Genomic DNA, 25421 nt, shown 5'->3' with positions numbered 1-25421 from the left:
CTTAAGGTTTTGCATAAAAAGGAGTCAGGCATGCACAGTAACTTGCAGGACGGATTCGGTCGACGCATCGACTACCTGCGTATGTCAGTGACCGATCGCTGTGATTTTCGCTGTGTGTACTGCATGGCAGAGGAAATGACTTTCCTGCCGCGCCAGCAAATCCTTTCGCTCGAAGAACTCTATCGTCTGGCGGCGTTGTTTGTCGGCCAGGGGGTGAAGAAGATCCGGCTGACTGGCGGTGAGCCTTTAGTCCGCAAAGGCATTGTCGGGTTGTGCGAGCAAATTGCTGCATTGCCCGGTTTGCGTGAGTTGGTGATGACCACAAATGGTTCTCAATTGGTCAAGCTAGCCAAGCCGCTTGCCGAGGCCGGGGTCAAGCGCCTGAATATAAGTCTCGATAGTTTGCAGGCTGATAAATTTCGCGCCATTACCCGCACCGGTGAACTCAAGCAAGTACTTGATGGCATTGAGGCGGCGCGAGATGCGGGGTTTGAGAGTATCAAGCTCAATACCGTGGCGATGGCCGGTCGTAATGCCGACGAGGTGCTGGATCTAGTCGAGTACGCCATGGCCCGCGATTTAGACATTACCTTTATTGAAGAAATGCCATTGGGCGATGTCGGGCGTTCGCGCGGCGAGAGCTTCTTCTCCAGTGACCAAGTGCGAGCGTTGATTGCCGAGCGTTATTCGATAATCGACAGCGCCGAGCAAAGTGGCGGTCCAGCTCGCTATATCCGCTTAGAAGGCCATGCCAACAGCCGCGTTGGTTTTATCTCGCCGCACTCACATAACTTTTGCGCCACCTGTAACCGCGTTCGGTTAACGGTGGAAGGGCGCTTGTTACTCTGTTTGGGCCATGAAAACTCGGTCGATTTGCGAGCATTGTTGCGCCGTTACCCTGAAACGGATCAGCCATTATTGGATGCGGTAGGCGCAGGGTTGCAGCGCAAACCGGAGCGCCATGAATTCAGCCATGATGATCAGATTCAAGTTGTGCGCTTCATGAACGCAACGGGCGGTTGATTTCAGCGCCGTTCGCTACTGTTATAAAGGCTGCTGATGCGGCCTTTTGTATTTTGCAGGTATCACGCCGAGGAGGGGCTGTTCAACTCTGATGATTGTGCCCCAGAAACAAAAAAGGCCACTCAATTGAGTGACCTTTAAATGTTTGGTTGCGGGAGCCGGATTTGAACCGACGACCTTCGGGTTATGAGCCCGACGAGCTACCAGACTGCTCCATCCCGCGGCCGCCATTCTATCTATCTGAGTCTCAGTGTCAAACCTAATCTGTAATAAAACTGTTTTCTGTTCAGTCGTTTAGGTTTGTTTGGGGGCGGTGTGCGATGCAGGGCACCGGTTGTACGTGGCTTGTGCCTGCACTAAGGCAGTTCGCCAGCGCCAAAGAAAGGGGCTTGGATAAAACAGGCGGATAGCAAAAGGCCCCGACAGTTTTCACTGCCGAGGCCTTATGCATGAATCTGGTTGCGGGAGCCGGATTTGAACCGACGACCTTCGGGTTATGAGCCCGACGAGCTACCAGACTGCTCCATCCCGCGCCGGCAATTCTACTCAGATGAGAGATGTTGTCAATCTATTTCTGCTTTTTAATCAAATACTTAAATCATCAGAAGCGCAGAAACAAAAAAGGCCACTCAATTGAGTGACCTTTATATGTTTGGTTGCGGGAGCCGGATTTGAACCGACGACCTTCGGGTTATGAGCCCGACGAGCTACCAGACTGCTCCATCCCGCGGCGGCTATTCTATCGTCTGAAACGCTGCGGTCAACCACCCAACACAGAAAAAACTGCTGTTTGTTCAAATGCTTAGGCATATTGCTTGTCTACAGTCAGGCCTTAGCCCTTGTCAGCAGTGGCTTAGCGGGGTTCGATTGCGCTTCATCTGATTGTCATAAAATTAGATAGTTATCGGCTTATTACAATGGCCTAGCTGCTGAGGCGGCTGCCCTGATAGAGTTCAGGGCGATTTTAGTGAGGGTGTTATGGCAAATAAATGTAAAGCCTGTGGTGTTGCGGTCGAGGCAACCGACAAGAAGTGTTCGGCATGTGGTGCAGAGCTGCCAGCAAAACCAAAGCTGCTGCCAATCGCCGCTTTTATGTTGATCGTTATTTTGGTGCTTCAAGCCTATATGGATAAGCCTGAAAATAAAGATGCAGCACCAACTGAGCCGGTCAAAGCTGCGGCTCAGTAGTGGCTGCGCCACGGCTTAGGAAATCTCTATCTGATAGCGAAAGGTATCGGCTGCCCCCCGGGAAATTCGGTACTCAAGCGGGGTGCTGTCGTAACTCAGGGCAATCCGCTCAATAACCACTACCGGCTTTCCAGCGTCTATACCTAAGGCTGCACTGGTTTGCGCGTCAGCCGGTTCGACTGTCAGGGTCTCCTTAGCTGAAGCAATCAACTGCCCGCATTGCTCTTCGTAAAAAGGGTAGAGCAGGTTGCCGAATTCGTTCAGGCTCAGGTCAAGCAGCTTGGCGAAACGTGGGGCGGGTAGCCAGATCTCTTCACTGAAAATAGCGCGTTCATTACCCATCCTGATGCGCTGCATGCAGATAGCCGCGTCTGCGCGGTTGAGATTCAAGGCGTGGGTTACTGCTTCTGGCGCTTGTTCAAGGTTGAGCGAAATAATGCGGCTTTGCGGAACTTGCTGCTCTCCGGAACTGCTGACCTGCCGGAAAAAACGGAACAGCGAGGCATTGAAGTCAGGTCGGCGCACATAGGTGCCTCGGCCTTGGTTGCGCTGCAACAAACCATCAGCTACCAGTGTGTCTACGGCTTTTCTGACCGTACCAATCGCCACGCTATAGATTTTAGTGAGTTCAGCCTCCGTCGGGATTGGCTCGCCAGGACGCCACTGGCCTGAGGAAATCTTTGCCAGCATCTCATCGCGAAGCCTTTGGTAGAGCGGCAGACGCTGATCCGAACCTAGGTTTAAGCCATTCATACATACATCCACAGGACTTGTCTGGACACACTTTAGCACTGACCAATGGTGTCTGAGTTGTATTGACAGGTAGCAAGGCTAAATATATGGTCATTCAGTCATATATATGAATGTATGATTGAATAAAATGTGTCCTGCGACGGCACGCTAAGAAAAATTGTCCAAGGTAATGTCCTATGACCTCTTCGCAACTGCCGCGAATTACGGGTATCGACACCCACGCACATATTTTTAACCGCGAGTTACCTTTGGCTCCCGGTCGCCGCTATAGCCCTGAATACGATGCTCTGGCTGAGCAGTTTTTAAGCCTGCTCGATAGTTGCGGCTTGTCCCATGGCGTGTTGGTACAACCTAGTTTTCTGGGAACCGATAACAGCTTCATGCTCGCGGCTCTGAACAACTACCCGGAGCGTTTGCGCGGCATTGCCGTTGTCTCGCCTGGCATCGGCCCCAGTGAGTTGGATCAGCTAGTTGCATCCGGGGTTGTGGGTATTCGTTTAAATTTGGTTGGCCAGCCGCTTGAAGACTACAGCGATGATCACTGGCAGGCTTTTTTTCAGCAGTTAGCTGCGCGGCAATGCTCGGTTGAAATTCAACGCAGCATTGATGATCTGGCGCAGATACTGCCAGCAATTCTGAGCGCAGGCGTCGACGTGGTGGTTGATCATTTCGGCTTGCCCGTCGGTGGGATCAACCCCAAGCAGGCAAGCCATAAAGCGTTTCTCGATTTACTCAGCAATCAGCAGCTCTGGATCAAACTGTCAGCGCCTTATCGCAGTCACTCTAGCGCGGGGCAAGTCGCACAGATGCTTGAATTGCTGCGCAGTGCCAGTGGCGGTGTCGAGCGCATGCTATGGGGTAGCGACTGGCCAAATACTCAGTTTGAAAGCTCGACCCATTACCTTGAGCAGTTTCAAAGGATTCAATCGCTGCTGACCGATCCGTTGGAGTGGGAAAAAGTCTTGATCGAAAACCCGGCTCGACTTTTTAAGTTCGCCACCCAAATTCAATCCGTACAAAAATAATAGGCGGGTCAGTAAATGATGAGTTTGATTGTTATCGCGGCTATCGTGATTTCCATAGCCCTGGGCTACAAGACCAAGATCAATATTGGTTTGTTTGCCATTGCCTTTTCTTACCTGATTGGTTGCTTTGTGATGGGCCTGAGCCCCTCTGATGTAATCAAAATGTGGCCGCTGAAAATGTTTTTCATCATTTTCTCGGTCTGCCTGTTTTACAGTTTTGCGATTGTGAATGGCACCCTTGAAAAGCTGGCTGAGCATTTGCTCTACAGTTGCCGCAAATTCCCGCATTTGTTGCCCTATGCGGTGTTTCTGACTTCGGCATTGATTGCGGGGTTGGGGGCAGGTTATTACACGGTGCTGGCATTTATGGCACCACTGACCTTGATGCTGTGTGAGCGAACCCGCATGAGCTTGATTCTTGGGGCCATGGCGGTGAACTACGGCGCGCTGGGCGGTGCCAACTTTGTTTCGAGCCAGAGCGGGATTATCTTCCGCAGCCTGATGACCAACTCGGGTATTGCTGAGAACACAGCGTTTATTAACAGTTTCGGTATTTTTATCAGCACTTTTGTCATCCCGTTGATCGTCATCACCGGCTTTATGCTGTTTACCGGGCACAAGCAGCAGATGCAAAGCTCGACGTTCACCATCAGCGAGCCAAGCCCGTTGAACAAGCAACAGAAAACCACTTTGTTACTGACGATAGTCATGATGGTATTGGTGTTGATTGCACCCATTGCGCAGATCCTGTTGCCGGATAATCAAACGGTTGGTTTTATAAACTCGAAGATGGACATCGGCCTGATTGCCAGTGTGTTCGCTGTGATTGCCCTGTTACTCAAACTGGGTGATGAGCGCAAGGCTATGGCAACCGTGCCTTGGGCCACGCTGGTAATGATTTGCGGTGTAGGCATGTTGATCGCCATTGCAATCAAGGTCGGCACCATTGACCTGCTGGCCTCATGGATCGGCACCTCGATTCCCCCGGTTATGGTGCCGGTAGCCTTTGGTATCGTGGCGGCGCTGATGTCGTTGTTCGCCAGTACCTTGGGCGTGGTGACACCTGCGCTGTTCCCGATTGTGCCGCCCATCGCGGCATCCCTGGGAATTGATCCGCTGGTCATCTTCGTGTGTATCGTTGTTGGCGCGCAAGCCACTTCAATCTCGCCGTTTTCTTCGGGAGGCAGCCTGCTATTGGGCTCATGCCCGACCGAACAAAGCCGTTCTGAGTTTTTCCCTAAGCTACTATTCCGCGCAGCTCCACTTGGGTTTGCGGTGGCTTTGATCTTCAATGTCGTGCTGACCCTGGTCTACTAAAAGGCGCCCCTAGGGTCTTATTGATTGTTCGAGTGGCGGTAACGCGTGCCGGTTTGCGTGTTGTTGGGTGATAATGCCAGCCATTCGAAAATCAGTAAGGAGCTCATTGGTGGCGTTCGAAGTCAAACCCTTTGATCCGCAGCTTTACCGACAGCAAACTCGGCGCAGCACGCTGCTGGTTGCTGCGACTTTTGTACTGCTGACCCTGCTGTGCTCGACCCTGGCTGTTAAGCTCTTTGGCCTGCCCGGCGGAGATAACTTTCGCCTCAATATTGCTGGGGTGATTGTGGCCTTGGTGCTGACTATTGCGTTGGTGCGCGGGGTGTTTTGGTCGCAGCCGTGGATGGCCGCAGCGGTTTATAGCTGGCAACTCAAGCGGTCGCTAATGCGTATCACCAACGTCATGCATCACGTCACAGCGGGGGTTAGAGTTGAAGACCCCCTGAGCATGAAAATACTGCGTTTTTATCACCTTGGCGTGAGTCAGATGCACCTGCTCGATGGCAACTCCAGTGAGCATGTGCAAATGCTCGCTGAAATCGATCAGCATCAACAGAAGATGACGACGCTGGGGATTGAGCTCGACCAGTCCAGATTCGACTCTGAATGGATCAAGCAGCTTGAACGTCGCGCTTGATGCATCGAGCCCTGGTAAATGCCGTGTTCAGCGGATGCGTGACTCTATTGGCCACGACTAATCGCAAAATCATTCACGTTGACTGTGACTGCTTTTACGCAGCCATTGAGATGCGTGATGATCCCAGTTTGGCGGGTAAGCCGCTGGCGGTGGGCGGTACTGCTGATCGGCGTGGTGTTATTGCGACCTGCAATTATGAGGCGCGGGCATACGGTGTGCGTTCGGCCATGGCTTCCGGGCATGCTCAAAAGTTGTGCCCTGATTTGCTGATTGTCAGGCCACGGATGGATGCCTATAAAGCGGTTTCCCGGGAAATTCACGCCATTTTCCGTGATTACACCGATCGAATTGAGCCGTTGTCGCTGGATGAAGCCTTCCTGGATGTTAGCGACAGCCCGCACTTTGGCGGGAGCGCAACGCGGATTGCTCAGGATATTCGTCGGCGTGTTTCCTCTGAGTTGCATATCACCGTGTCGGCTGGAGTCGCGCCCAACAAGTTTTTAGCCAAAATCGCCAGCGATTGGAAAAAGCCCAACGGTCTGTTCGTGATTACCCCGGATCAAATCGATGATTTCGTGGCGGATCTGGCGGTCAGCAAGCTGCACGGTGTTGGCAAGGTCACCGCCGCAAAGTTGGCGCGCTTAGGCATTCAAAAGTGCAGTGAGCTGCGTGAGTGGGACAAGCTTGGCTTGGTCCGTGAGTTTGGAAGCTTTGGTGAACGCTTATGGGGTTTGGCGCGTGGGATTGATGAGCGTCCAGTGCAAACTGACAGCCGTCGGCAGTCGGTCAGTGTGGAGAATACCTACAATCAGGACCTGCCTGACTTAGCTGCTTGTTTAGAGCAACTGCCGGACTTGCTACAAGAGTTGGATCGGCGCATGGCCCGGCTTGATAACAGTTACAGAGCGGATAAGCCCTTCGTCAAGATCAAGTTCCACGATTTTACCCAAACCACGCTTGAGCAAGCAGGTGCGCGCCATGACCTGGACAGCTACAAGCTGTTGATGAGCGCAGCATTCTCTCGGGGTAACAAAGCGGTGCGACTTTTAGGTGTGGGGGTGCGTTTGCACGACTTGCGAGGTCGACATGAGCAGCTTGAGCTATTTGAACGCTAGCGTGCGAATAACCCAAGCCAACCATTGAGTTTCAGTCTGTGATTGGCCACAAGCGCAGTGGTTTACCTTCGCTTGGCCACAGGCGCAGCTGACTGGTTTCGGAAAAGTCCCAGCGGGTAATGCTTGGCAGGCTCTGGAGGAAGCGAGCTTCTTGCTCCATCAGGGCTGGAGCGCACATTTTGCGTGTGCTGCCGGGCTGTTCGAAGCGAATGTTGTCGCCATCCAGCGTATAGCTGGCGAACCAATGGTTGCAGCCAGCATTGCCATAGGCGCGGCCGTCGGCACCCAGGGTGATGGTCAGGTGGCTGTTGTCGATCAGCGGACGTTCACCAATCCATTCAACTTGATAGCTTTGATCGGTTTCAATGTTCATTGAACTGCTTGCACAACCCACTAGGCTGGCGCTGATTAAGCTGATGGCGAGTAATGCTTTCATCGTCATTCCTTTTGACATTGCGGGCAAGTGTGGCGCTCGTTTTTACTGAGCCACCCCAGTTCATTGACCCGCTGATGCGCTGCAAGTGCCTGAGCTTTTTTGCCAAGTGCGCTGTCAACCGCAAATTCGAGGTCAAGTTGCTTGCCGCAGCTGTCACACGTGACCTGCCATTGATGAATTGCCAGCTCTTTAAATACGGGGCCGCGAGCGACAGCAACCCACTGGCCCGGTGGGTTGATCAGGTGACGTACTTTTTCGACTTGCAGGCGCATGCTTAGATCACGACTGCCTTTGAGGGTCACGATCAGGCTGTCGGCGCTTTTGATTGAGCCGCCGTTGCCAGTGACTTGATAGCGCCCAGGCGCCATCGCCCGGCATTCAATCAAGGTATGTTCGGGGTTGAGTAAGCTGTAGCGAAAATCGTGTTCGGCCATGGTTCCTCCAGATTCGCGCGAATGCTACCACGCAGCGCCCTAAACCTGATGGGTATCTGTGCCTGAGGCTCACTGTTTATAGCACAGCGTATGACCGCGCAGCGCCGCCGTACATCGCGGTGTGGCCATGGCTTGTGAAAATACGCTGACTAGCTGAGTTGGGTCTCACCCATTAAGCGTTCAATAGCCGTTTCGAGCTGGTCCAATGCATTTTTAGCCGTTGGGTCGTCCTGTTTGAGCAGCGTCTCGCTGCGCAGGCAGGTTGCTCGTAACTGTGGCACGCCGCAGTAGCGGGTTGCACCATGTAAGCGATGTACCCGCTCAATAAGCAGTATGTGATTGGCTGATTCGCGAGCTTGACGTATCGCATGTAAGTCGGTCGGCAAACCCGCCAGCAACATATTCAGCATATCCGCGGCCAAATCCGCTTTTCCAGCGGCCAGACGCAACCCTTCTTCAGCATCCAGCGTGCTGATCTGGTTGAGGTCTATGTCTGGGCGTGCACTTTCTTCGAGAGGTTCAGGCATCAGCGCTCGTAACGACAGTCCAGTCCACTTCAGCACGACTTGAGCCAGTTGTCGTTCGCTTATCGGCTTGGTGAGGTAGTCATCCATACCGCTTTGCAATAGCGTGCGCTTTTCATTGGACAGCGCGTGCGCGGTGAGGGCGACTATCGGCACCGGGCTTTTGTTGTGCTCTGTTTCCCAGAGGCGAATTGCTTCGGTGGTTTCTCGACCGTCCATACCTGGCATTTGTACGTCCATGAAGACCATGTCGAAACGCTCATGTTGGGCTTTGTTTAGTGCTTCATAGCCATCTTTGGCGGTACTGGCTTTGGCGCCCATGTCATCAAGCAGGGTCTGCACCAAGAGTAAGTTGGCCGGATTATCGTCAACACAAAGAATTTTTGGCGGCCGTATCAGCTCCGGCAACTCAGTGATAAGGCGTTGTTGGCGGGGGCTAATCATCTCGCTCAAGGTACGTTGTAGTTTGCGTGTACAGGCGGGCTTGGCATGTAGCTGGGTATACGCGTCGGGAAGTGAGCCGTGATAGAACAGTTGCTCGGTAGTGGGGCAGAGCACAATGCACTTGCAGGACATTTGTTCGAGCTGGCGGATGTACTGGTCGAGCGTCTCGGGTGGGAGCTCGCGTAAGGTTACGCCGAGGACCGCTATGCCTATTGGCGACGGGGCATTTTGTGAGTGTTTAATTGCCTCAATTAGGCTTTCTGGTTCACTAAATGAACTGACATTCAGCCCGCAGTCTTCAAGCTGGTGTTGCAGTGCCTGGCGTGACAGTTCGCCGCTTTCCATAATCGCGACGCTACGCCCGAGCAGTGGCGGTCGAGGCAGGTCTTCGATATCTGCCCGAGCCTTAGGCAGGCTCAGGCTTATCCAGAACTCCGAGCCTTCGCCCGGTGCGCTGTCGACACCAATCTCGCCACCCATTTGCTCGATCAGGCGTTTCGAGATGGCCAGACCCAAGCCGGTACCGCCTGCTTGGCGCGACAATGAGTTGTCGGCCTGATTGAAGGCTTGAAAAAGCAGGCGCAGGTCATCGTCTGAGAGGCCGATGCCGCTGTCCTGAACGCTAATGCGTATTTGTGCGCGAGCATCACTTTCATCTTCGAGCATCACGCGTACGACAATGCTGCCTTCGCGGGTAAATTTGATCGCGTTATTTACCAGATTGGTCAGGATTTGCTTGAGGCGCAATGGGTCACCAAGCAGTGAAAGGGGCGTGTCGCGGTAGACCAAGCTCAGCAGCTCAAGGTGTTTCTCATGGGCGGTTGGAGCCAGGATCGTCAGGGTGTCCTGAATCAACTCGCGCAGGTTGAAGGGGATATTCTCAAGCACCAGCTTTCCGGCTTCAATCTTGGAGAAATCAAGAATTTCATTGATGATCCCCAGCAGGTTGTCTGCCGATTTTTCAATGGTGCTGAGGTAGTCTTGCTGGCGAGGGGTCAACTCGCTTTTTTGCAGCAGGTTGGTAAAACCAAGGATGCCATTGAGCGGTGTGCGAATTTCATGGCTCATATTGGCCAAAAACTCGGATTTGATGCGGCTAGCCTCAAGGGCTTCTTTACGTGCGAAGTCCAGTTCGATGTTCTGGATTTCGATGGTTTCGAGGTTTTGTCGAACGTCTTCGGTCGCTTGATCAATACTATGTTGCAGCTCTTCCTGAGCATTTTGCAGGGCTTCGGCCATGCGGTTGATGCCTGATGCCAGCTCATCTAACTCTTGGCTGCCAAGTGGCGGCAGACGTGTTTCAAGCTTGCCTTCTTTAAGCTGTGACACGCCTTCTTTAATCCGGCGTAGGGGGTCGTTAATAGTGTGGCTCATGCGCAGGGCGAGCAACGCGGTTAGCACTAGACCGGTAGCCACCAGTAATAAGCTGGTGAGTAAGCTGTGATAACCGCTGAGCAGCGTGGCATGGTGCGATAGCTCAAGCTCAACCCAGCCGACCAGTTCGTCGTTGCTTATATGCAGCGGCTCGCCAGTCAGGCTCAAGTGGTGTTCAAACACTGGAAGCAAAAAGCGCGTGGCATCTTCGTTGGAACGTTTTGCTGTAAGTTTTTCGGTGCCGCTGCCAACGGTGGGCATTGGGTTGAGCATGCTAGGCCCGGCATGGGCGAGCAGGACTTTGTTTTTATCGAGCAGGCTGACTGCTCGAACATCGTCCTGATCAAGGGATTGGCTGGCAATGCGCTGGAGTACACTGATATCGCCGCGCAGAAAAGCTGGAGCGGTAAGTGGTGCCAGTTGTTCGGCGATCATCTCGCCGCGTTGCAGCAACTGGCCCTGAAGGTTTGAGAGCTGCGCCCAAATAAAGTATCCGCCGAGCAAGAATGCCAGCAGGCTGGTCGGCAACAGCGTCAATATCAACACGCGGCCTTTTATGCCTAGGTCCTTGAACACGCAGATCTCCCACTGATTATTAGGGTGCAGTGTACCGTTTGCGCCTTATCCAACAATAGGCTAGCCCAGGTTCTTATAACAAAGCGGGCTAGGCTTTATTGTGGGTCCGCAGTGGTTTGCCGTTATCATAGGCCCCCCTCAAGTCGTTTGGACCTGTTGACGTCATGACTTTGCAATTTCCGACCATCGCCGAGTGCATCGGCAACACACCTCTGGTGCGTCTGCAGCGCCTGCCTGGCAACACCTCCAATACCCTGTTGGTAAAGCTTGAGGGGAACAACCCAGCCGGCTCGGTGAAGGATCGTCCGGCGTTGTCGATGATCAGTCGTGCAGAGTTGCGCGGAGATATTCAACCCGGTGACACGCTGATTGAGGCGACCTCGGGCAATACCGGGATTGCCTTGGCGATGGCTGCGGCGATCAAGGGTTACAAGATGATCCTGATCATGCCGGATAACTCGACAGCTGAACGCAAGGCGGCGATGACTGCTTATGGCGCTGAGCTGATCCTGGTCTCTCGTGAAGAGGGCATGGAAGGCGCGCGTGATCTGGCGGAAAGCTTGCAGCGTGGTGGTCGCGGCAAAGTCCTTGATCAATTCGGTAATGGCGACAATCCCCAGGCTCATTACGACACCACGGGCCCGGAAATCTGGCAGCAGACGCAGGGCACTATTACGCATTTTGTCAGCTCAATGGGTACCACAGGCACCATTATGGGCGTCTCGCGCTATTTAAAAGAGCAAAGCGCGCAGGTGCAGATTGTCGGTTTACAGCCGCAAGAAGGTGCCTCGATTCCGGGCATCCGTCGCTGGCCCCATGAGTACCTGCCGAAGATCTTTGATGCCGAGCGGGTTGATCAGGTGGTTGATATGGGCCAAGACGAAGCGGAGCAGGTAATGCGCCGTCTTGCCCGTGAAGAAGGCATATTCTGCGGCGTTTCTTCGGGTGGCGCAGTTGCAGCCATGCTGCGCCTGTCGCAGCAGGTCGAAAATGCAGTAATGGTGGCGATCATCTGTGATCGTGGCGACCGTTATCTTTCTACCGGTATTTACGATGCGCCGCACGCTTAATGGCCAAGAAAAACGGCGGTTTACGCTTCCAGCCTAGCGGTGGCACACGTGCGCCGCAGGTGCCCGTTGGCAAAAAGCAGAAACTAAGCATAGAGCGCTTGGCTAACGATGGTCGTGGCATCGCATTCAGTGAGGGGCGCACCTGGTTTGTCTCGGGTGCGCTGGCGGGCGAGCAGGTTGAAGCCCGTGTGCTGTCGTCGCGCAGCCAAGTGGTTGAAGCACGCAGCGAGCGCATCCTGACGGCGAGCCCTGAGCGCCGGCCTGAACCATGCGTCCATGCTCGTACTTGCGGTGGTTGCAGCGTGCAGCACATGCCGCATAGTGATCAGTTAGCGCTTAAGCAGTTGATGCTTGAGGAGCAATTAACCCGTTTGGCTCAAGTACAGCCCGAGCAGTGGGCTGCACCATTGACGGGGCCAGAGTTCGGTTATCGGCGTCGTGCGCGTGTGGCGGTGCGCTGGAACCCTAAGCTTAAGCAACTGGCGGTAGGTTTTCGTGCAGCCGCAAGCCAAGAGATTATCTCGATCGATGATTGCCCCGTTCTGGTACAGCCCTTGCAGCCCATTCTGCGTGGTTTGCCTGAGGCGCTGCGTCTGCTTGATAAACCACAGGCTATTGGTCATGTTGAGCTCTTTAACGGTACAACCAGTGCAGTCTTGGTGCGCCATACTGCACCTTTGGGTGATGCTGATCTCAACGTTTTACAACAGTTTTGCCTTGAGCACGATGCGCAGCTCTGGTTGCAGGGGGATTCTGCGCCTGAGCCTTTTATCGCCGGTCACGGTTTAGGTTATGCCTTGACCGACTGGAGCTTGGAGTTGGCTTACCGGCCCGGTGATTTTGTTCAGGTCAATGCGCCAGTTAACCAGTCGATGATTGCTCAAGCGTTGGAATGGCTCGCACCGCAAAGCGATGAGCGAGTGCTTGATCTATTTTGTGGGCTGGGTAACTTTGCACTGCCGTTGGCGCGCCAAGCCCAAGAAGTGGTCGCGGTTGAAGGCGTGCAGGCAATGGTTGAACGGGCGGCTGTAAATGCACTGGATAATTCGCTGAATAATGTGCACTTTTATCATGCGGACTTGTCCGAATCGCTGGCTGAAAAAAGTTGGGCCAAAGGTGGGTTTGCTGCAGTGTTACTTGACCCGCCGCGCGATGGTGCCTATCAAGTTGTGAAACAACTTGCTGAACTGGGTGCCAAGCGGGTGGTGTATGTTTCTTGTAATCCGGCAACCCTTGCGCGTGATACTCAACAGTTGATTGCCCAAGGTTACCAGTTGAAAAAAGCTGGCATCCTCGACATGTTTCCACAGACGGCGCATGTTGAGGCCATGGCTTTATTTGAACTGGCTGATTAGCCGGCTTGACTCTTGCGGGTCGAAGGGCGTGAAAACGTCTTATGTAGTTCGAAGGTGGTAGATCAGGACCGTAGCCACTGCTCTAAACTGAGTAGTTCTGGTTTGCCCATGCAGGGGTGTGAAGGATTTGCGCCTAACAGCAGTTAAACCGACCGGCTCAGTTCGAGGGTTGGCGTAGTTTCGTAGCGCAAAGCGCGCTTCGTAGGGAAGGTATGCAAAATGGTTCAGGTGAGAGCGCATCAGCCGATCAACGATGACGGCAGCATCAACCTTGAGGCCTGGCTGGATCATGTGCTGGGTGTTGATCCTGCACTGGATCGTGATGCATTGCGTGGCGCGTGCGAGTTCGCCCGTGAGGCCGAGCAGCAAGCTAATGCAGCGCAGAATCTTTGGAGTGAAGGTGCCTCCAGTTTCCGCGTAGGCCTGGAGATCGCTGAGATTCTGGCCGACCTCAAACTTGATCAAGATTCTTTAGTGGCTGCGGTACTGTATCGCGGTGTTCGCGAGGGCACCGTCGAACTGGCTGCTGTGCATCAGCGCTTTGGTCCTGTGGTCGCCAAGCTGATCGAAGGCGTGCTGCGCATGGCTGCGATTAGTGCCAGCATGAACCCGCGTGACTCTTTAGTGCTGGGCTCACAGGCGCAGGTCGATAACCTGCGCAAAATGCTCGTGGCCATGGTTGATGACGTGCGCGTAGCACTGATCAAGCTGGCTGAGCGTACTTGCGCTATTCGTGCCGTGAAGTTGGCAGATGACGAGAAACGCCAACGGGTTGCCCGCGAAGTCTTCGATATTTACGCGCCACTGGCTCACCGTTTAGGCATCGGTCATATCAAGTGGGAGCTTGAAGACTTGTCCTTTCGCTACCTTGAGCCTGAGCAATACAAACAGATTGCCACCTTGTTGCATGAGCGTCGGCTTGATCGTGAGCACTACATCAATGAAGTGATGGATCAGCTGCGTTCAGAACTCGAAGCCACGGGCATCGAGGCCGACATCAGCGGGCGGGCCAAACACATTTATTCGATCTGGCGGAAAATGCAGCGCAAAGGCCTGCAATTCAGCCAGATTTATGACGTGCGCGCCGTTCGGGTTTTGGTGCCGCAAATGCGCGATTGCTACACCGCGCTGGGTATCGTTCACACCCTGTGGCGGCATATTCCCAAAGAGTTTGACGATTACATCGCCAACCCCAAGGAAAACGGCTATCGCTCGCTGCACACAGCAGTTCTGGGTCCTGAAGGTAAGGTGCTCGAGGTGCAGATACGCACCGCGGCCATGCACGAAGAGGCCGAGCTGGGGGTCTGTGCTCATTGGCGTTATAAAGGCACCGACGTTAAGGCCGGTTCGAATCACTACGAAGAAAAAATTTCCTGGCTGCGTCAGGTGCTCGAGTGGCATGAGGAACTGGGTGATATTGGCGGCTTGGCGGAACAACTGCGCGTCGATATCGAGCCTGACCGCGTCTATGTCTTTACCCCTGACGGGCATGCGGTTGACTTGCCCAAAGACTCAACGCCGCTGGACTTTGCCTACCGGGTTCACACCGAAATCGGTCACAACTGCCGTGGCGCCAAGGTCAATGGCCGTATTGTGCCGCTCAGCTACAGCCTGCAAACCGGTGAACAGGTCGAGATCATCACCAGTAAGCAAGGCACGCCGAGCCGGGACTGGCTGAACTCTAACTTGGGTTACATCACCACCTCCCGTGCCCGGGCGAAAATCGTCCATTGGTTCAAGCTGCAAGACCGGGATCAAAACGTTATTGCCGGTAAGGGCTTGCTTGAACGTGAACTGGGACGCTTGGCACTGTCCCACGTTGACTTTGAGAAGCTGGCTGAAAAGGCCAACCTGAAGTCCTCTGAAGACCTGTTCGCAGCCTTGGGTGCAGCGGATGTGCGTTTGGCGCATGTGGTCAATCTAGCCCAGCAGTTGATTGAGCCGGAGCGTAACAGCGAGCAGCTTGAGCTGATTCCCCGCAAAGCGTTGGGCTTCAAGCCCGGCAAGCGGGGGGATATTCAGATTCAGGGTGTCGGCAACCTGCTGACGCAGATGGCGGGCTGTTGCCAGCCACTGCCGGGCGACCCCATCGTGGGCTACATCACCCTCGGCCGCGGCGTGAGCATTCACCGTCAGGATTGCGCGGCAGTGCTGCAGCTGGCTGGGCGTGAGCCCGAGCGAATGATTCAGGTCAGCTGGGGGCCGGTGCCGGTTCAAACCTATCCAGTCGATGTGGTTATTCGTGCCTATGACCGGTCAGGCTTGTTGCGCGATGTCACGCAGATATTGCTCAATGAGAAGCTTAATGTGCTGGCGGTCAATACCCAGTCGAACAAGGAAGACAACACTGCGACCATGTCGATTACCATTGAGATTCCTGGCCTGGAAGCGCTTGGGCGTTTGCTCGGGCGGATATCCCAATTGCCTAATATCATTGAAGCTCGCCGTTTACGCAGCACGTCCTGAGGGTTTATGTACCAGTTAAATGACCTGCTACACCTTATGGCGCGCTTGCGGGATCCGCAGCATGGTTGCCCTTGGGACTTGCAGCAGTCGTACGCGACGATCATCCCCTACACACTTGAAGAGGCTTATGAAGTCGCTGACGTCATTGAGCGGGGCGACTTTGACGAGCTCCCCGGCGAATTGGGTGACTTGCTGTTTCAGGTTGTTTATTACAGCCAGCTAGCCGCGGAGGAGGGGCGCTTTGGTTTTGCCGAGGTGGTCGACTCTATTACCCGCAAGCTGGTACGTCGTCATCCCCACGTGTTTCCTGATGGTGATCTGTACGGCGCGCCCGAACTGCCCAAGCTGGATGAGGCTGCCGTTAAACAACGCTGGGATGAGATCAAGACTGAAGAGCGTGCAGGCAAAGCCGAGCAACCTGAGCAACTTTCACTGCTCGACGATGTGCCCAGCACATTGCCGGCGCTGGCGCGTGCAGTAAAGCTGCAAAAGCGTGCGGCGCAGGTTGGCTTTGACTGGCCGCAAGCACTGCCGGTTGTTGATAAAGTCCGCGAAGAGCTGGATGAAGTCCTTGAGGCAATGAGTGAAAACGATGAGCAGGCAATCGCAGAAGAACTCGGCGATCTGCTGTTTGTGGTGACTAACCTGGCCCGGCATCTAAAGGTCAATCCTGAAATGGCACTGCGCGCAGCAAACAGCAAATTTGAGCGGCGTTTTCGCTTTATCGAGCAAGCGCTGAAAGCCTCCGGGCGTGACATTGCTCTGTGCGACCTGGAATCACTCGATGCATTGTGGGGTGAAGCCAAGAAGCTGGAAAAGCAGCAAACACTTGGCTGCTAGGCCGTAAGCCATCAATATGCGCGGTAAGTTGTTTGGGTTGCGCCTTTAGTTTGAGTGCAGCACCGCTGTATTGGATCAATAAACATGGCAACAACGCCTAGATCGAGGTTGCTGTCGTTGAATACTGTTTGGGATAGGTAATTCATGGCTTTATCACTACGCGACCAACTACTGAAGGCAGGGTTGGTTAACGAGAAACAGGCCAAACAGGCTGGTAAGCAAAAGCAAAAACAGCAGCGCATGGAGCACAAAGGCCAAGTAGAGAAAGACAACTCGCAACAGCTCGCAGCGCAACAGGCGAAGGCTGAGAAAGTTGCGCGTGACCAGGAGCTCAATCGCCAACAGCAAGAGAAGGCTGAGCAAAAAGCTAAAACGGCTCAGGTTAAACAGCTGATTGAAGCGTCGCGCTTGCCTAAGCTGACGACTGAGGACTACTACAATTTTGTCGACGACAAGAAGGTTAAGCGTCTGTCGGTGAACGATCTGATGCGTAACAAGCTAAGCAGTGGTTCGCTGGCAATTGTGCGCCATGGCGGCAGTTATGAAGTGATTCCGCGTGAAGCCGCGCTGAAGATTCAAGAGCGTGATCCGCGCCGTGTGGTGCTGCTCAACACCCCAACCGAAGCGCCAGATGCTGATGATCCCTATGCGGCCTATCAAGTGCCTGATGATTTGATGTGGTGATACTGCGCACTATCCAAAGCCGGGTTAATTCTCGGCTTTTTTATGCCTGCTCGCTCCAGCGATTAGCTTGAACGCTTCGGGCTGTTCAGTTCAACGCGTTTGAAGCGGGCGCCTTCGGTCACGGCAGTAATCGCTTGTAGGTGGTCCAGACGCAAGCGGATTCTTTCGTCTGCAACTCTGATAATTAGAAATTCGTGTTTATCTGCGCTGGTTTCAGTGGTCAGCGCTTGTCCTTCTAGCATCCCGCCATCAACTAGCTCGATGACCAAATCGTAACGATGCAGGCAGGCGACCTCTATGACGTCATACAGGTCGCAGGCAAGTGGTTGATAGGGTGTTGGCTGCATTGCTGAGAACTCCGAATTGATGACTGGATGGCCCGGTTTATAGAGCTATTCAAGAAAATCAATGGGTTGGCAAAATGATGGCTAAATGATATCTTCGCCCGCCGCCTGGGGCGACCAGCCTTTTGCTAGGTTTGAGGCCTATTCTAGACGTGTTAGAAAGGCTTTGAAGAGGGAATTTTCAGCAATTTTATGGATGCCGTAATGAACGCTCATGTGAGTCATAATCCACAAGCCAAGAACGATGAAATTGATTTAATTGCCCTGGCTGTAAGCCTGTGGCAACAGCGCTGGTTAATCGCTGGAGTTATGGTGCTGGTTGGTATCGTTGCTGCTGCCTACGCCATGTTGGCAACGCCTTACTACCAAGCGCAAAGCGTACTCAAGCCAGCATCGTTGAAAAGCTTCGACCAACTCAATCTTACTGGCGTGTATAAAGTTGATAGAGATCAGGTGCTTAAGCGGATTGGTATCTCACTTGAGTCTTACTCAACCCGCTATGCCTTCTTCCAAGCTAATCCTGAGCTTTTCCAGGCGTTAGAAAAGCCCGGAATCCCTGTAGAGCAGGCTTTCGAGCGATTAAATGCGTCGGCCTTTACTATTTTAAAGCCCGATGCCAAGAAGTCTGATTCCTTGGCCAACTATGTGGGCTTGAGCTTTGTCTATCCAGAGGGTGTTGATGGGCCGGCAGTGGTCAATGGATTAATCGCCTATGCGGTCGACCAAGAGCGTACCCGTATTGGCGCTGAGGTTAATACCTTGGTGGCTAATCGCCTGAATAAGCTGCAAAGCCAGATTTCCGCTGCACGTATTGGCTATGAAACCGATAAGCAATCCAAAATCGCCTCATTGCTGGAGGCTGATAGCGTCAAGCGGGCGGATCTCCTTGATGAGCTATCAGGTCTGCGTCAGCAGCTTAAGCTACGCCGCCAAAATCGTATTACCCAACTGACAGAAGCAATGATGATTGCCGAACAGTTAGGCATACATAAGCCCGCTACACCTTCATCTTTGCGTGAGATTGGCCAGCAGAATTCAAATAACCTGGTTCGCACCGAAGTAACGAATCAACAAATTCCTCTGTATTTTATGGGGACTGAGGCTTTAGGTGCTGAGCGTAAGGCTCTAAGGGCGCGTACCTCCGATGACTTTACCGATGCACACGTTGGCGAAATAGAGAAGCAGTTGCGGATGCTGCGGCATAATCGAGAAGTCGAAGCATTACGCAAGCGCGACAACGATGACCTGTTCCTGAGCAAGCTAGCCAAGTGGGAAGAAGAGTCATCCTATTTGCAGTCATTAAAGCCTGAATTGCTATTGCAGGACTTGGTTGATGTTGACCAACCCGCTGTTAGCCCACTTTCACCGATCAAGCCCAAAAAGGCTTTGATTGTTGTTTTGGGGCTGGTATTGGGATTGATGCTTGGAGTGTTTCTGGCCTTGGTCAAATCTGTAATGACACGCATGCAGCCAGTACCGCTTAAGGTGCTGAGCCCCGTGCCCGTTGAGCAAGCTAGCCCTGCTGTGATGCTCAGAGGCTAATTGCGGACATAAAAAAACCGAGCAATGCTCGGTTTTTTTATGCGCCTCTGTATTAGCGGCCTTTAACGGCCTTACCGTTTACAGTGCCTTCTTCCAGCATAATTTGGTATTCCTTGCCGTCTTTCTCGATCTGGTTCAGAGCAACCAGCAAGTAATCCCAATTTTTGGCGAACCACAATGTGGTTTTGCGTTTGCTTTGAGTAGGGTCGCGGACCCGCTCGACCTTGATCGCGTCGATTTGACCAACCTTGGTCGTGACGGCTTCTTCGCCCAAGACGCGGAAGTCATAGGTTTCAATGTCATCGCCATCAACCACTTGATAGCTCATGCTTTTCTTGCCAGCGGCTACGTCGTGCTGCAACACCATCTGGTAGGTGGATTTATCCAGCAGGCCACGGTTCAGTGGAAGACGCACAGCGTTTCCACGGTCATCGCCGATGACTTGCTTGGCCGACCAATCAAAGTCTTGCTCGACTGATTTGCCTTTGCCTAAGCCACCACGCTCATATTTGTAGCTCAGGGGCATAAACGCATTGTCTTCAATGCGAAAGGTGCTGGTTTCGGTGAGGCTGGCAACCAGCATTGAGGCTTCGAAGTTTAACTCCCAGCGGCCGTCACCTAAATCAGTCAGGTTGCGTTCTGCTGAACCGCTGACAGGGAGTTGTTTCCAGTCTGCGGTGTAGCTTGCGGTAAAGGGTTTGATCTCGTCTGCAAAGACGGGTGCGCTGATTAGCGCAAGTGCGAACAGTAAGGCGCGACGCATGTTCTCTCCTAAGTTCGGAAAATATAGCCAGTACTTGCCAGTGGCTTACCATCAAGCATTGCGCCTTGCGAGCTAAGGTGCAAGCGTTGATCGGCAAACCAATGTACTGCTAGCGGATAGATCTGGTGTTCTAGTTGATGAACCCGTTCAGCCAGACTCGCCGCTGAGTCGTCAGCATTTACTGGTACTACAGCTTGTACGACCAATGGTCCGCCGTCGAGTTCCTCTGTAACAAAGTGCACGCTACAGCCATGTTCGCTGTCTTTAGCGTCCAGAGCCCGCTGATGGGTCTGTAGGCCTTTGTATTTAGGAAGCAGCGAAGGGTGGATGTTGAGCAGTCGTCCTGCATAGTGCCGAACAAAGTCGGCACTGAGTATGCGCATAAAGCCCGCCAGCACAACGAGGTCTGGTGCATGGGCGTCAATGTTTTCCATTAACGCCTTATCAAATGACTCGCGGCTTTCATACTGGCGGTGGTCCAGCACCTCAGTTGCAATGCCAGCGACTTTGGCACGCTCAAGTCCATAGGCATCTGCGCGATTTGAAATCACCGCGCAGATGCGGGCTGAACTGCTTGAGTCGAGGCTGTCGATCAGCGCTTGTAAGTTGCTTCCAGAACCTGAAAGCAACACAACTACATTGCAAGGCATCGCCATTAATGACTTTTCAGGTTGTTAAGCACGACCGGCTCAGCATTTTCTGCAGCATCGGCAATCTGGCCGATCACCCAAGGCTGTTCGCCTGAGGCAGTCAGATTGTTCAGAGTTGTTTCTACTTGATCCTGAGCAACACAAATAACCATGCCAACGCCACAGTTCAGAACGCGGTGCATTTCGGTTTCTTCAACATTGCCCTGAGCTTGTAGCCAATCGAACACGGCAGGGCGCTTCCAGCTGGCGACATCAACAATGGCCTGAGCGCCTTTTGGCAGAACCCGTGGAATATTGTCGAGCAGGCCGCCACCGGTAATGTGCGCCATGGCTTTAACCGCCCCGGTGTCTTTGATCAGCTTGAGCAATGGCTTAACGTAGATGCGCGTTGGTGCCATCAGCAAGTCGGTGAGGGGCTTGTCTTCAAGTTGAGTGTTTTCGATATCGGCACCCGAGACTTCAATGATCTTGCGGATCAGTGAGTAACCGTTTGAGTGTGGGCCAGAAGACGGCAGGGCGATTAGCGCATCACCGGCGCAGACTTTGCTGCCGTCGATGATTTCAGCTTTCTCCACGACACCGACACAGAAGCCTGCGAGGTCGTAGTCTTCGCCTTCGTACATACCTGGCATTTCAGCGGTTTCTCCGCCGACCAGCGAGCAACCAGCCAGTTCGCAGCCTGCGCCAATGCCGGTTACCACTTGGGTGGCAACATCAACATTGAGTTTGCCGGTGGCATAGTAATCAAGGAAGAACAGTGGCTCAGCACCGCAAACGATCAAGTCATTAACGCACATGGCGACAAGGTCTTGACCAATGCTGTCATGCTTGTTGAGGTTTAATGCCAAACGCAGTTTGGTGCCGACACCATCGGTGCCCGAAACCAATACAGGCTGTTTGTAGCCAGCAGGTATTTCGCAAAGCGCGCCAAAGCCGCCCAAGCCACCCATGACTTCCGGACGAGCGGTGCGCTTGGCGACACCCTTGATGCGTTCAACTAGGGCTTCACCTGCGTCGATGTCTACACCTGCGTCCTTGTAGCTGATGGAGGGTTGCTTGCTCATAGATCCAGGCCTTTAGGAAAATTCGGATGTGTACCGGCATTGTATGGGCCGGGCTGCGAGGCGCGCGATTTTATCAGGCTTGCCAGGCAGCGACCACCCACGAAGCGCTATGGTTGCCGGGGGACGAGCGGCTGTTTAAGGTATAGCCTGTTTAATGAAGCGTTTTAACCGCTCCCAGCCCGTCGAGAACCTAATTAATGCGCCTGATCGCTCGTATGCTCGCCCTGTCATTACCCCTGCTGTATAGCTTGCCGAGCCTGGCGGCCACGGTTTCTGACCTCTATGAAGTGCGTGAGGCGGGTGCTAGCCAGCAGCCTGATCAGCGCAATACTGAGTTAGGTCGTGCCCTGGATACGCTGGTTATGCGTCTGACCGGCAAGGCCGATGGATCAAAAAATCCAGATTTGGCCGAGATTTATAAAGATCCGCAACAAATTGTTACTCAGTATGGATTTGAAAGTGACAGCATTGTGGTCAATTTTGACCCTTCAAGTGTTGATCGTGCGCTGCGCCAGGCGGGCCTGCCGATTTGGAGCGCCAATCGCCCAGCAGTCATGACTTGGTGGCTGAACGAGGACGTCAGTGGTACCAGTTTGGTCGGCGACGGGCTTGCCAGTGCTGAACCTTTGAATCGTGCAGCACAACACCGTGGGTTGCCCTTGCGTCTGCCCTTGGCTGATCTCAGTGAGCAACTGGTCGGTACTGCCGAAAACCTAAGCGCCGAGTCGCCAGATGAGTTGCGCAGTGCGTCTGAGCGTTACTCAGCTGATGCGCTGCTGGCTGTGCAGGCCCATGAAGCTGAAGGCAAGTGGACTGCGGATTGGCGTCTTTGGGTCGGTAACGATGATTTCAAAGGTAGCGCGCAAGGCGATGATCAAGCAGCAGTGGCTGATTCGGTGATGCTAGCGGTGAGTGAGTTGCTGGCTAAGCGCTTCGTTGCGGCGGCAGGTTCTTCGACCGATCTGACCCTTGAAATCGAAGGGGCCAGCTTGGCCCGGTACGCTGAGATTCAGCGCATACTTGAGCCGTTCGACTCCAGCTTTAGCAAAGTCGACAACGGGCGCTTGGTGTTTAAAGTCAAAGCCAACGCAGAACAGTTGCGCTCTCAATTAGCACTTGCGGATCTGCAAGAGATACCGGCCACCGCAGATCCTGAGCCTGCAGCCCAGGACGACACACCTGCGACGCCAGGGACCAACGCACCGGAGACCGCAGCAGAGGGTGCTGCGCCACAGGCTCCAGCGCCTCAAAGTAATGTGCCACGCGCCAATGTGTTGCGGTTTCGCTGGTAAGCGTTGAGCCGTTACCTCTCTTGCTCAACAACCGCTGACTGTTTCAGCGGTTGTTTTGTCTGTACCCCATACAATGATTACCTGAGGATTTAGGATGAAGGCTCTGCCGCGCTGGTATTGGATTGCAGGTTTCGCACTGCTGGCATGGCTGCTCTATCTGCTTGGGCCGATGCTGTCACCTTTCATCGTTGCAATCGTGCTTGCCTACATGGGTGATCCATTGGTGGATCGCCTAGAGCGGATGAGGATTTCACGAACCTGGGGCGTGATCATTGTCTTCGCTGTTTTCAGCTTGGTCTTGACCATTTTATTGGTGGTTTTAGTCCCGCTGCTCGGCAAACAACTGGTGCGCTTGTACGAGTTAGCGCCAAAGATGATCGACTGGACACAGCACATTGCCTTGCCTTGGGTGCAGGCAAAGTTTGGCTTGAATGACAATTTCTGGCGGCTTGACCAGCTCAAGGGCGCGCTCTCTGACAACCTCGGCAAAACCACTGACATCGTCGGGGTGGTTGTGAAAAAGGTCACCGCCTCAGGCATGGTCTTGGTTGGCTTGGTGGCGAACTTACTGTTGATTCCGGTGGTTAGCTTTTATCTGATGCGCGACTGGGACTTGATGGTGGCAAAAGTCCGCCTAATGTTGCCGCGCCAGCATGAAGGCACCATCGTAAGATTGATGGGGGAATGCCACGAAGTTATCGGTGCCTTTATGCGTGGGCAGTTGTTGGTGATGTTGGCGCTTGGCGTTATGTACGCCACCGGGCTGATGCTCATCGGGCTTGAACTCGGCCTGTTGATCGGTGTGTTCGCTGGTTTGGCCAGTATCGTCCCGTATCTGGGGGTATTCGTCGGTATTTCGTCGGCATTGATTGCAGGATTATTTCAATTCGGACTTGAACCCTACCCACTGATGGCCATTGCTGCGGTATTTATTGTGGGGCAAATGCTTGAAGGCATGCTCCTAACCCCATTGCTGGTAGGTGACCGTATCGGCTTGCATCCAGTCGCGGTGATCTTCGCAATCATGGCCGGCGGGCAGCTATTTGGTTTCTCCGGGATTCTTCTGGCACTCCCCGTTGCAGCTGTGATCATGGTTTTGCTGCGTCATGCTCATGATTTCTATAAACTTTCCACACTTTATGGAGAATCTCCAGCCAGCGCTTTTGAAGAGCCGCAAAACCCCGTATGAAACCGATTCAATTGCCCTTAGGTGTGCGTCTGCGAGATGACGCCACGTTTGCCAACTTTTACCCCGGTGCCAATGCTGCGGCGCTGGGCTATGTCGAGCGCTTGTGTGAAGCCGATGCAGGCTGGACCGAGAGCCTGATTTATCTGTGGGGTGCCCACGGCGTAGGGCGCAGTCACTTGATGCAGGCGGCTTGTCTTAAGTTTGAGCAGCGCGATGAGTTGGCGGTGTATTTGCCATTGGCGGACGTTGCCATTCACGGTATTGCCTTGCTTGATAACCTAGAGCGCTGCGAGTTGGTGTGCCTCGATGATCTGGAAACAGTGGCTGGTCAGCCAGTTTGGGAAGAGGCGCTGTTTCATCTGTTTAATCGGTTGCGAGACAGTGGCCGCAAGTTGTTGCTGTCTGCCAATACCTCGCCGCGAGAGTTGAAAATCAAGCTGCCAGACTTGAAATCACGCCTGACACTGGCCTTGGTTTTTCAGCTACAGGGGTTGTCTGACGAAGATAAATTGCGCGCGCTGCAATTGCGTGCCTCACGCCGTGGTCTGCACATGAGTGAAGAGGTGGGGCGGTTTATTCTGACGCGGGGCGAGCGCAGCATGAATGCACTGTTTGATCTGCTTGAGCAGTTGGATCAAGCGTCGCTGCAAGCTCAGCGTAAGTTGACCATACCCTTTCTCAAGGAAACCCTCGGTTGGTAAAAATCTGCTTTTAAGCGGCTGCGCTTGGTGATACTGCGTTGAAGGACTACCTGAAAATGCTCACTTACAAGAGTAAGCTCCGCGTTTCAGGCAGTCCTTCGCCTTGTCTGACCTGCGCTCGCTACGCTTAAAAGTCAGATTTTGGGTTTTGGGTTAAAAGCACAAAGCTGATGGTGATACTGCGTTGAAGGGCTACCCGAAAATGCTCACTTACAGGAGTAAGCTCCGCGTTTCAGGCAGTCCTTCGCCTTGTCTGACCTACGCTCGCTGCGCTTAAAAGTCAGATTTTGGGTTTTGGGTATTGGGTTAAAAGCACAAGGCTGATGGTGATACTGCGTTGAAGGACTACCTGAAAATGCTCACTTACAGGAGTAAGCTCCGCGTTTCAGGCAGTCCTTCGCCTTGTCTGACCTGCGCTCGCTGCGCTTAAAAGCCAGATTTTGGTTTTAGGTATTGGGTTAAAAGCACAAAGCTGATTAAGCGGCTGCGCTTGGTGATACTGCGTTGAAGGGCTACCCGAAAATGCTCACTTACAGGAGTAAGCTCCGCGTTTCAGGCAGTCCTTCGCCTTGTCTGACCTACGCTCGCTGCGCTTAAAAGTCAGATTTTGGGTTT

Annotated in this window: 23 protein-coding genes and 3 tRNA genes; 15 read left to right on the top strand and 11 right to left on the bottom strand. The window is 53.5% G+C overall.

All coding sequences use genetic code 11. From position 1 onward, the window contains the following. The first annotated feature begins 30 nt into the window (after positions 1-30). On the top strand, positions 31-1023 hold the full coding sequence (moaA, locus tag ACIGCM_RS13320; RefSeq protein ID WP_397502536.1) for a GTP 3',8-cyclase MoaA: 993 nt from the start codon (positions 31-33) through the stop codon (positions 1021-1023). Between the two features lie 146 nt (positions 1024-1169). Here moaA and ACIGCM_RS13315 read toward each other — a convergent pair. The 3 genes from ACIGCM_RS13315 to ACIGCM_RS13305 all read right to left on the bottom strand — a co-directional run bounded on the left by ACIGCM_RS13315 (position 1170) and on the right by ACIGCM_RS13305 (position 1753). Continuing rightward, positions 1170-1246: transfer RNA gene (locus ACIGCM_RS13315), tRNA-Met, on the bottom strand. 233 nt (positions 1247-1479) lie between these two features. Beyond that, positions 1480-1556 (bottom strand) — tRNA-Met (locus tag ACIGCM_RS13310). 120 nt (positions 1557-1676) lie between these two features. Beyond that, positions 1677-1753, bottom strand: a tRNA-Met gene (locus ACIGCM_RS13305). 248 nt (positions 1754-2001) lie between these two features. On the opposite strand from ACIGCM_RS13305, the gene ACIGCM_RS13300 reads away from it, so the two are divergent. After that, positions 2002-2211, top strand: coding sequence for a hypothetical protein (locus tag ACIGCM_RS13300; protein WP_397502535.1), 210 nt, complete (start codon positions 2002-2004; stop codon positions 2209-2211). A gap of 15 nt (positions 2212-2226) precedes the next feature. Here the strand turns inward: ACIGCM_RS13300 and ACIGCM_RS13295 are convergent, their stop codons facing one another. After that, positions 2227-2964, bottom strand: a complete 738-nt coding sequence (locus tag ACIGCM_RS13295; RefSeq protein ID WP_397502533.1) for a GntR family transcriptional regulator — start codon at positions 2962-2964, stop codon at positions 2227-2229. A gap of 176 nt (positions 2965-3140) precedes the next feature. Here ACIGCM_RS13295 and ACIGCM_RS13290 point away from each other — a divergent pair, with 176 nt between their 5' ends. From ACIGCM_RS13290 to dinB, 4 genes are all read left to right on the top strand, one after another. Beyond that, on the top strand, positions 3141-3989 hold the full coding sequence (locus ACIGCM_RS13290) for an amidohydrolase family protein (RefSeq protein ID WP_397502532.1): 849 nt from the start codon (positions 3141-3143) through the stop codon (positions 3987-3989). A gap of 15 nt (positions 3990-4004) precedes the next feature. Next, positions 4005-5306 (top strand): SLC13 family permease, encoded by a 1302-nt coding sequence (locus ACIGCM_RS13285; protein ID WP_397502530.1) that lies wholly within the window; start codon positions 4005-4007, stop codon positions 5304-5306. Positions 5307-5379: 73 nt separating this feature from the next. Further along, positions 5380-5943, top strand: coding sequence for a DUF3087 domain-containing protein (locus ACIGCM_RS13280; protein ID WP_397502529.1), 564 nt, complete (start codon positions 5380-5382; stop codon positions 5941-5943). Further along, positions 5943-7058 carry a DNA polymerase IV gene (gene dinB / locus ACIGCM_RS13275; RefSeq protein ID WP_397502528.1) on the top strand — a complete coding sequence of 372 codons (1116 nt, stop codon included), beginning with the start codon at positions 5943-5945 and terminating at the stop codon, positions 7056-7058. The genes ACIGCM_RS13280 and dinB overlap by 1 nt, the downstream gene beginning before the upstream one ends. Positions 7059-7089: 31 nt before the next feature. Here the strand turns inward: dinB and ACIGCM_RS13270 are convergent, their stop codons facing one another. From ACIGCM_RS13270 to ACIGCM_RS13260, 3 genes are all read right to left on the bottom strand, one after another. Then, the gene (locus tag ACIGCM_RS13270) at positions 7090-7494 is read right to left on the bottom strand and encodes an META domain-containing protein (RefSeq protein ID WP_397502527.1); all 405 of its coding nucleotides are present in this window, start codon (positions 7492-7494) and stop codon (positions 7090-7092) included. A 2-nt stretch (positions 7495-7496) separates the two neighbouring features. After that, positions 7497-7928 (bottom strand): hypothetical protein, encoded by a 432-nt coding sequence (locus tag ACIGCM_RS13265; RefSeq protein WP_397502526.1) that lies wholly within the window; start codon positions 7926-7928, stop codon positions 7497-7499. A 149-nt stretch (positions 7929-8077) separates the two neighbouring features. After that, positions 8078-10846, bottom strand: a complete 2769-nt coding sequence (locus ACIGCM_RS13260) for a response regulator (RefSeq protein WP_397502525.1) — start codon at positions 10844-10846, stop codon at positions 8078-8080. Positions 10847-11010: 164 nt separating this feature from the next. On the opposite strand from ACIGCM_RS13260, the gene cysM reads away from it, so the two are divergent. The 5 genes from cysM to ACIGCM_RS13235 all read left to right on the top strand — a co-directional run bounded on the left by cysM (position 11011) and on the right by ACIGCM_RS13235 (position 17261). Continuing rightward, complete coding sequence (cysM, locus tag ACIGCM_RS13255) at positions 11011-11916, top strand: cysteine synthase CysM (RefSeq protein WP_397502524.1); 906 nt, start codon at positions 11011-11013, stop codon at positions 11914-11916. After that, positions 11916-13271: a 23S rRNA (uracil(1939)-C(5))-methyltransferase RlmD gene (rlmD, locus tag ACIGCM_RS13250; protein ID WP_397502523.1), complete on the top strand. Its 1356-nt coding sequence runs from the start codon at positions 11916-11918 to the stop codon at positions 13269-13271. The genes cysM and rlmD overlap by 1 nt, the downstream gene beginning before the upstream one ends. A 219-nt stretch (positions 13272-13490) precedes the next feature. Then, entirely contained in the window at positions 13491-15737 is a 2247-nt protein-coding gene (relA, locus tag ACIGCM_RS13245) for a GTP diphosphokinase (protein ID WP_397502522.1), read from the top strand. A 6-nt stretch (positions 15738-15743) separates the two neighbouring features. Further along, complete coding sequence (gene mazG / locus ACIGCM_RS13240) at positions 15744-16577, top strand: nucleoside triphosphate pyrophosphohydrolase (protein ID WP_397502521.1); 834 nt, start codon at positions 15744-15746, stop codon at positions 16575-16577. A 144-nt stretch (positions 16578-16721) separates the two neighbouring features. Next, on the top strand, positions 16722-17261 hold the full coding sequence (locus ACIGCM_RS13235) for a DUF2058 domain-containing protein (protein ID WP_397502520.1): 540 nt from the start codon (positions 16722-16724) through the stop codon (positions 17259-17261). Between the two features lie 62 nt (positions 17262-17323). On the opposite strand, the gene ACIGCM_RS13230 is transcribed toward ACIGCM_RS13235, so the two are convergent. Beyond that, a complete protein-coding gene (locus tag ACIGCM_RS13230) occupies positions 17324-17608 on the bottom strand; it encodes a Rho-binding antiterminator (RefSeq protein WP_397502519.1) in 285 nt (94 codons plus the stop codon). Positions 17609-17809: 201 nt separating this feature from the next. Here ACIGCM_RS13230 and ACIGCM_RS13225 point away from each other — a divergent pair, with 201 nt between their 5' ends. Then, positions 17810-19147, top strand: coding sequence for a Wzz/FepE/Etk N-terminal domain-containing protein (locus tag ACIGCM_RS13225; RefSeq protein WP_397502518.1), 1338 nt, complete (start codon positions 17810-17812; stop codon positions 19145-19147). A gap of 52 nt (positions 19148-19199) precedes the next feature. On the opposite strand, the gene ACIGCM_RS13220 is transcribed toward ACIGCM_RS13225, so the two are convergent. Genes ACIGCM_RS13220 through purM form a run of 3 tightly spaced genes read right to left on the bottom strand, consistent with a single transcriptional unit; the run spans position 19200 to position 21624 of the window. Continuing rightward, positions 19200-19910: a DUF3108 domain-containing protein gene (locus ACIGCM_RS13220; protein WP_397502517.1), complete on the bottom strand. Its 711-nt coding sequence runs from the start codon at positions 19908-19910 to the stop codon at positions 19200-19202. 8 nt (positions 19911-19918) lie between these two features. Next, positions 19919-20566, bottom strand: coding sequence for a phosphoribosylglycinamide formyltransferase (gene purN, locus ACIGCM_RS13215; protein WP_397502516.1), 648 nt, complete (start codon positions 20564-20566; stop codon positions 19919-19921). Beyond that, entirely contained in the window at positions 20566-21624 is a 1059-nt protein-coding gene (purM, locus tag ACIGCM_RS13210; protein ID WP_397502515.1) for a phosphoribosylformylglycinamidine cyclo-ligase, read from the bottom strand. The genes purN and purM overlap by 1 nt, the downstream gene beginning before the upstream one ends. 197 nt (positions 21625-21821) lie before the next feature. Here purM and ACIGCM_RS13205 point away from each other — a divergent pair, with 197 nt between their 5' ends. The 3 genes from ACIGCM_RS13205 to hda all read left to right on the top strand — a co-directional run bounded on the left by ACIGCM_RS13205 (position 21822) and on the right by hda (position 24806). Then, a complete protein-coding gene (locus ACIGCM_RS13205) occupies positions 21822-22916 on the top strand; it encodes a DUF2066 domain-containing protein (protein WP_397502514.1) in 1095 nt (364 codons plus the stop codon). A gap of 94 nt (positions 22917-23010) precedes the next feature. After that, the gene (locus tag ACIGCM_RS13200) at positions 23011-24105 is read left to right on the top strand and encodes an AI-2E family transporter (RefSeq protein ID WP_397502513.1); all 1095 of its coding nucleotides are present in this window, start codon (positions 23011-23013) and stop codon (positions 24103-24105) included. After that, positions 24102-24806: a DnaA regulatory inactivator Hda gene (hda, locus tag ACIGCM_RS13195; protein WP_397502512.1), complete on the top strand. Its 705-nt coding sequence runs from the start codon at positions 24102-24104 to the stop codon at positions 24804-24806. Before ACIGCM_RS13200 ends, hda begins: the two co-directional genes overlap by 4 nt. The last annotated feature ends 615 nt before the right edge of the window (positions 24807-25421 follow it).

Source organism: Pseudomonas sp. NPDC078700 (assembly GCF_044542375.1).
GTDB lineage: Bacteria > Pseudomonadota > Gammaproteobacteria > Pseudomonadales > Pseudomonadaceae > Aquipseudomonas.
This window is presented reverse-complemented; position numbering and strand designations above follow the sequence as displayed.